Origin of the sequence: Terriglobus sp. YAF25 (genome assembly GCF_052113305.1) — a bacterium.
Lineage (GTDB): Bacteria > Acidobacteriota > Terriglobia > Terriglobales > Acidobacteriaceae > Terriglobus.
The window spans coordinates 1-5,622 of the sequence record NZ_JBFRCY010000300.1 but is presented as its reverse complement, the minus strand read 5'-3'; the positions used below and the strand labels follow the sequence as shown (position 1 = coordinate 5,622).

Here is a 5,622-nt window from a genome sequence, read left to right as displayed (position 1 = left end):
AGGTAGAGCGGCTTGAAGCGGGCAATCTCGGCGGTCATCTCGAGAGAGTCGAGATACTCGCCGTAGTCGGCGAACTTGGACTCGAAGGCGGCTCGCTGAGAGTTCTCCTGGTAGAGGGCGGCGCGCTCGATGTCTTCCTTGGAGAAAGAGGTTTGCTCGAAATAGCGGCCTGCTTCGATGACGCGGGCGTAGTGCGAGACTTCGCTGCCGATGTTGGGGACGGCGATGCCTGCGACCTGGCCTTCGACGATGGCGCGCTCGGCGGGGTTATCGTCGACGAAGACGAAGGAGTCGGCGCCGAGGTTGAGCTCTCGGGCGATGGCCTCGATGTTCTGATGCTTCGGGTCCCAGTTGGCCTTGAAGCAGGAGATGTGCTCGAGTTTCAGGACAGAGTCGGGATGCTCAAAACCCTGCTTCGCTATCTCCTCGTTGTTCTTGGAGTGTTGTCGAGGTCAAGGACGAGGACCTTGCGGGTTTTGCCATAGATACCGCGGACGAGGGCGGCGAGTGACAGGGCGAGGGCGTGAGATCCCTCGGGGGTGGTGTGGAGCTTGTAGGAGAACCAACGCTCGGCGTCGAACCAGCGATCGAGGCCGACGCGGGCGGYGATGGTGGCTACGTCGTTGATGAGGAGCTTGTTTGTGGCAGACGCTGCGAAGGCGCGATTGAGCTCATTGACGAAGCGGGTGTGGCCACCGGGGAGCGATGCATCGAGATTGCCGAGGATGGTTTCAATGGGCGGCTCGAAGTTGTTCTGGATGATGGTGCAGTTGAGCTTTTCGCCGAGGGAGGTCCAGATCTGCCGGTAGCGGTGGAGCTCTGCTTCGAGGTACTGGGTGAGGTCGGCCTCGGTGGCGTTGATGGGCGGGAAAGCCTGGATGTCGCGGACGGAGGTGTGGAGGTAGACGATGTCCGGGGCGAAGGCAATGAGGGCCTCCGGGGAGTGCACGGCGTCCACGTAGAAGCGGCCGTACTCCGCCTGATGCAGGGCAGGAAGGAACCCGGATTCGAGGAGATGGAGCTCGAGCAGATCGGCGACTTCATTCGTCGTGCCGCCGCCCAGGATGGCAATGCGGACCGGGCGGAGGTGAGGGCGGGCAGAGAGCCGTCGCTTCAGGCCCTTTCGCTTCATGAGGATGTCCTCAAGGGCGAAGGTGGAGAGAAGGGGGACTTCGGTGTCGCTCATAGGACCAAGGATACCGTGTTCGAGCCGGTTCAGGCCTTTGGGCTCCATCCGGCCCGGCTCCCTTGAACGCACCTTCACGGGTTCGAATCCCGTTGGGGACGCCAAAATAATGATGTTGTTGGACATCCCCGCCGCCCGCACAAAATGACCAGACGTCACCTGGCGAGCCAATTCTTCGCTCCGCAAGCTATACTTTTCGCGAACGAGGCCTTCGCGACTAGCGAAGGGAAAAGTTCCGCATAGAAAAGGGGCTCTTGAAGCGGGCATGACGAGAACACGAGCGATTCTGCTGTCAGTAACTGGCCTGCTCTGTTTGTCCGCGCTGCCTGACGCGTTCCATTTCCAGCCCGTCCTCGTCGCCGCTCAGGAGCCGGAGTACCATCCCCAGCAGCTGAGCCAACAAGCTCCACCCCCTGCCCGTCGCCCCCGTCGCCGTATGGACTCGCACACTGCACTCGGCCTCGGGCGTCTGCCTGACGCTGAAGCTGCCAAGCGCGGCGAGCCGCTCTACAACCAGAACTGCAACGCCTGCCATGGCGAAGGTGCACGCGGGGGCATCGGCCCCAACCTCGTCCGCTCCGTGCTGGTGCTGCATGACGATGACGACTCTGAGATCGCCAAGGTCATTCGCGGTGGTCGCCCTCAGGCAGGCATGCCTCCCTTCAGTCAACTCACCGACCAGCAGCAGCACGATATCGCCGAGTACCTGCACCAGCTCGTTGAGTTAGCTGCCAACCGGGGTCTCTATAAAGGCGCCGAGACCATGACCTCCGGCAACGTCGACAAGGGTAAAGCCTTCTTCGTTGCCAACTGTGCCTCCTGCCATTCCGTCACTGGTGATCTCGCCGGCATCGGAACGAAATACTCGCAGCCTTCGGCTCTTATCATGCGCATCGCGTGGCCCGCCGATCACGGCCCAGTCACCGCAAGCGTCACCACCCTTGAGGGACACAAACTCACCGGCACCCTCGAGCACTACGACGACTTCGAGACCACGCTTAAGACCGACGATGGCAAAACCTCCACGTGGAGCACCGACTCCGTGCACGTTGAGATCCCGGACAAGCTCGCCGGTCACCGTGCTCTGCTGCCCAGGTACTCCGACAACGACCTCCACGACCTGACCCGTTATCTACTGACAATCAAATGAAGCCGAAGACCCTGCTCACATCCCGCTTCTTATGCACGGCACTCTTCGGGGCACTCACCGCCGCGTCTCTCAGTATCTCCGCGTTCGCGCAGGAGACCGCAGCCCCCGCTCTTGATCCCAAGGCGCTCACACTCTTCTCCAAACCCGCCGACGTATGGCCCACCTACAACGGCGACTACTCGGGGCGCCGCTACATTTCGCTCGATCAGGTCAATCAAAAGAACATCACCGACCTCAAGGTGAAATGGAAGTACAAGATCGATGGTGTCACCATTCGCGGCAGCGGGAACCCCACTATTAAGTCCACGCCTTTGATGGTAGGTGGCGTCCTCTACTTCACCGTCCCCGACCACGTGTTCGCAGTCGATGCCCGCACTGGCAAGGAGCGCTGGCATTACGACTTTGAAGATCACGGCGGTCACGTCCTCGGGCAACGCGGCGTGGGCATGTACGGCAAGTGGATCTATTTCCTCACTCCCGACGGCTGGTTCATCTCGCTCGATTCGGGAACAGGAAAAGAACGTTGGCGCAAGAAAGTCGCTGACGAGAAGCTGCAGTACTTCACCACGATGGCGGCTGTTATGGTGAAGAACCACATCATCATCGGCGTCGGCGGTGATGCCATGGATGTGCGCGGTTATCTCGAGTCGCGCGACCCGGAGACCGGCGAGCTGCAATGGCGGTGGTGGTCCGAACCGAGGAAGATGGGAGATCCCGGTTCCGAGACCTGGCCGACGCAGGCTGCCATGGATCACGGCGGCGGCATGACCTGGATGCCCGGCACCTATGACCCCGAACTGAACCTGATCTACTGGGGCACCGGCAACACCAACCCGGTCTATGCCGGGCAGAGCCGCAAGGGCGCTAACCTTTACACCGACTCCATCGTTGCGCTCGATCCCGATAGCGGCAAGATGAAATGGTACTTCCAGGGCTCCCCGCACGATACCCACGACTGGGACAACGTCGAGACTCCGATCCTGTTCGACATGACCATCGACGGCAAGCCGCGCAAGCTGCTGGCTCAGGCCGCCCGCTGCGGCTACTTCTTCGTGCTCGACCGCGAGACCGGTAAGAACCTCGTTTCAAAGCCGTTCACCCTCACGGCCAACTGGTCCATGGGACTTGATAAGCGTGGCCAGCCCATTCCCAACCCGGATAAGGACCCCAAGGTCGACGGCTCGATGGTCGACGTACCTGCAAACGGGGCCACCAACTGGCCCGCGCCAAGCTACAGCCCGCAGACCGGACTCTTTTACGTGAACGCCAGCGAAGGCTACAGTATCGCCTGGCTGTATGACACTTCGAAGGACCCCCAGGGGTACGCCGGTGGAGCGAGCGGCCGCATCGACTCCAAGTCCTCTCTGATCGCTCTGGATACGAAGACCGGCGATGTCCGCTGGAAACACGTCGCGAAGTCCGGCGAAGGAGAGGGAGGCGGCATGACCGGGGGCATCCTCACCACTTCGGGCGACCTGCTCTTTACCGGAGACTCAGACCGCCTCGCCGCCTTCGATCCAGCGAACGGAAAGATCCTCTGGTCTTCGAAGCTGGGAACTGCCGTGAGCAACGGCCCATCTACCTGGGAACTCGACGGGACTCAGAACGTCATCGTCGGAGCGGGCGATACTCTCTACAGCTTTACGCTGGGCGGAAAGTAGATCGTCCTGCATCAAAAATCACGCTTCTTTCAGAAGTTGTAAGAATTGCAAAATGGTTCTAGCTGGCTCGCCAAATTGAGAACGCCGATCGCCCTTAGGAGGCAGCATGAAGGTGTTGCGACGGTTCGTTGTTGGCTTGGTTGCTGGCGAATGTTTGTCTACCTGCGATAGCGTCAAACCACGTGGTCTCGTATCGCGATCCGGAATTCGCCATTGATTCCAGCTGTAGGTCGAACGAACTGGAGCTACGATCGCCATGAAGCCTATCTTCTTAGCACTGTTCCTGCTCGCGACATCCATGCTGGGGCAGACACCATCAGCGCCCCATAGCCGGCAATCCTGGTGCCTTTGCACAGCGAAGGTGCGCAGAACGATCGCCTTCGCCGAGGGTAAGCTGTATTCCGAGAGCTGGATGGATGGGAGCAACAGCCGTGAACTACAGAGGGGCTTAAGACCCGCTGAGTTCCGTGTGACGTGGAACGGCCAGGAGGTGGCCAGCACGGACGGCGAATGGTCGCTGCATTCCGCGCACAAGCAGCCAAACGCTGACGGATCCTGGGAACTGGATTTGATGCTGACGCATGGGACGCTTGAGGTAACGAAGTCTTACGTGGTCTACCCCGGAAGCTCCATCATTCGTGAATGGGCAACTTACAAAAATACAGGGCCGGCCGCTGTTGACATTTCCGATCCCCACTTTTTAGACATTGGCACGCAGCTCGGCGACCTGGGCACCATCGACCTGGATTGGATGACGGGTGGTGAGAACCGGCCGGGATCGTGGATGCTGAAAACTGAATCGCCGAGTGCGGGCCGCGACCGAAACTTCGACTCGTACGATCCCTTCCCTGGCGCGACGAATTCCAGATTCGGATTCAAAATGGGCAGCGCTACCTATGCCCCCTGGTTCGCGTTATTCGATCGCGCGCAGCAAGAAGGAATCGTGGTTGGCTTCGACTACTTCGGCCGATGGGCTTCCAGCTTCAGGCCCAATGCAGATCAATCGATATCGATGCAGTTGAAAGTCGCGGGCTACCATCAGTCGCTGGCGCCGGGTGCTTCGGTGACGACGCCGAAAGCATTTACCGGTATCTTCCGTAACGATCTGGACAACGCCGGCAACGAAGTTCTGGACTGGCAGTATCAGTATCTGTGGGACTACACGCGGGCTGGCTGGTTCCCTGCCATCCGCATGGCGGGCTGGTGGTCGAATGGGACGCCTTGGAAGGATCCGGGGAATACCTGGGTTGGCGGCAATGGTGACGCCGCATCCGCATTCCGCAAAGTTTTTCGCTTATCGGACCTGATGAGCGAGGTCGGTGCAGATGTCTATCACCGTGATTGGGGCTGGTGGGACCGCGCGGGCGACTGGGGTGGCCCCGACTTCCGAACGATGGGCGAATATTTGCGGAAGCATGACATGGGGCAACTTGTTTATGCCTTCATCTATACGGTGGACAAGCGCTCCAAAGTGGCACAGGAGCATCCGGACTGGCTTTTGAGCAACACGCTGGACATGTCGAACCCGGCAGTCGTTCGCTTCCTTGAGGGCCAGTTGGACGAATTTGCAAATCGGTTTGGTCCCTTCGAATGGCGCAATGACAGCACCCCCACCGCGACACGCG

The 5,622-nt window shown here is 60.0% G+C and carries 5 protein-coding genes; 4 read left to right on the top strand and 1 reads right to left on the bottom strand.

Going from position 1 to position 5,622, the window contains the following annotated elements; all coding sequences use genetic code 11:
• Positions 1 to 485, top strand: a 485-nt coding sequence (locus AB4043_RS13750; protein ID WP_442307288.1) for a hypothetical protein, incomplete at its 5' end; no start/stop codon positions are given.
• Here the strand turns inward: AB4043_RS13750 and AB4043_RS13745 are convergent.
• Entirely contained in the window at positions 419 to 1,234 is an 816-nt protein-coding gene (locus AB4043_RS13745; RefSeq protein ID WP_442307287.1) for a hypothetical protein, read from the bottom strand. The genes AB4043_RS13750 and AB4043_RS13745 overlap by 67 nt on opposite strands.
• Positions 1,235 to 1,451: 217 nt before the next feature.
• Here AB4043_RS13745 and AB4043_RS13740 point away from each other — a divergent pair, with 217 nt between their 5' ends.
• The 3 genes from AB4043_RS13740 to AB4043_RS13730 form a co-directional block, all read left to right on the top strand.
• The gene (locus AB4043_RS13740) at positions 1,452 to 2,336 is read left to right on the top strand and encodes a c-type cytochrome (RefSeq protein WP_442300786.1); all 885 of its coding nucleotides are present in this window, start codon (positions 1,452 to 1,454) and stop codon (positions 2,334 to 2,336) included.
• The gene (locus AB4043_RS13735; RefSeq protein WP_442300785.1) at positions 2,333 to 3,997 is read left to right on the top strand and encodes an acido-empty-quinoprotein group A; all 1,665 of its coding nucleotides are present in this window, start codon (positions 2,333 to 2,335) and stop codon (positions 3,995 to 3,997) included. Before AB4043_RS13740 ends, AB4043_RS13735 begins: the two co-directional genes overlap by 4 nt.
• A 256-nt stretch (positions 3,998 to 4,253) precedes the next feature.
• On the top strand, positions 4,254 to 5,622 hold a 1,369-nt coding region (locus AB4043_RS13730), incomplete at its 3' end, for a hypothetical protein (RefSeq protein ID WP_442307286.1).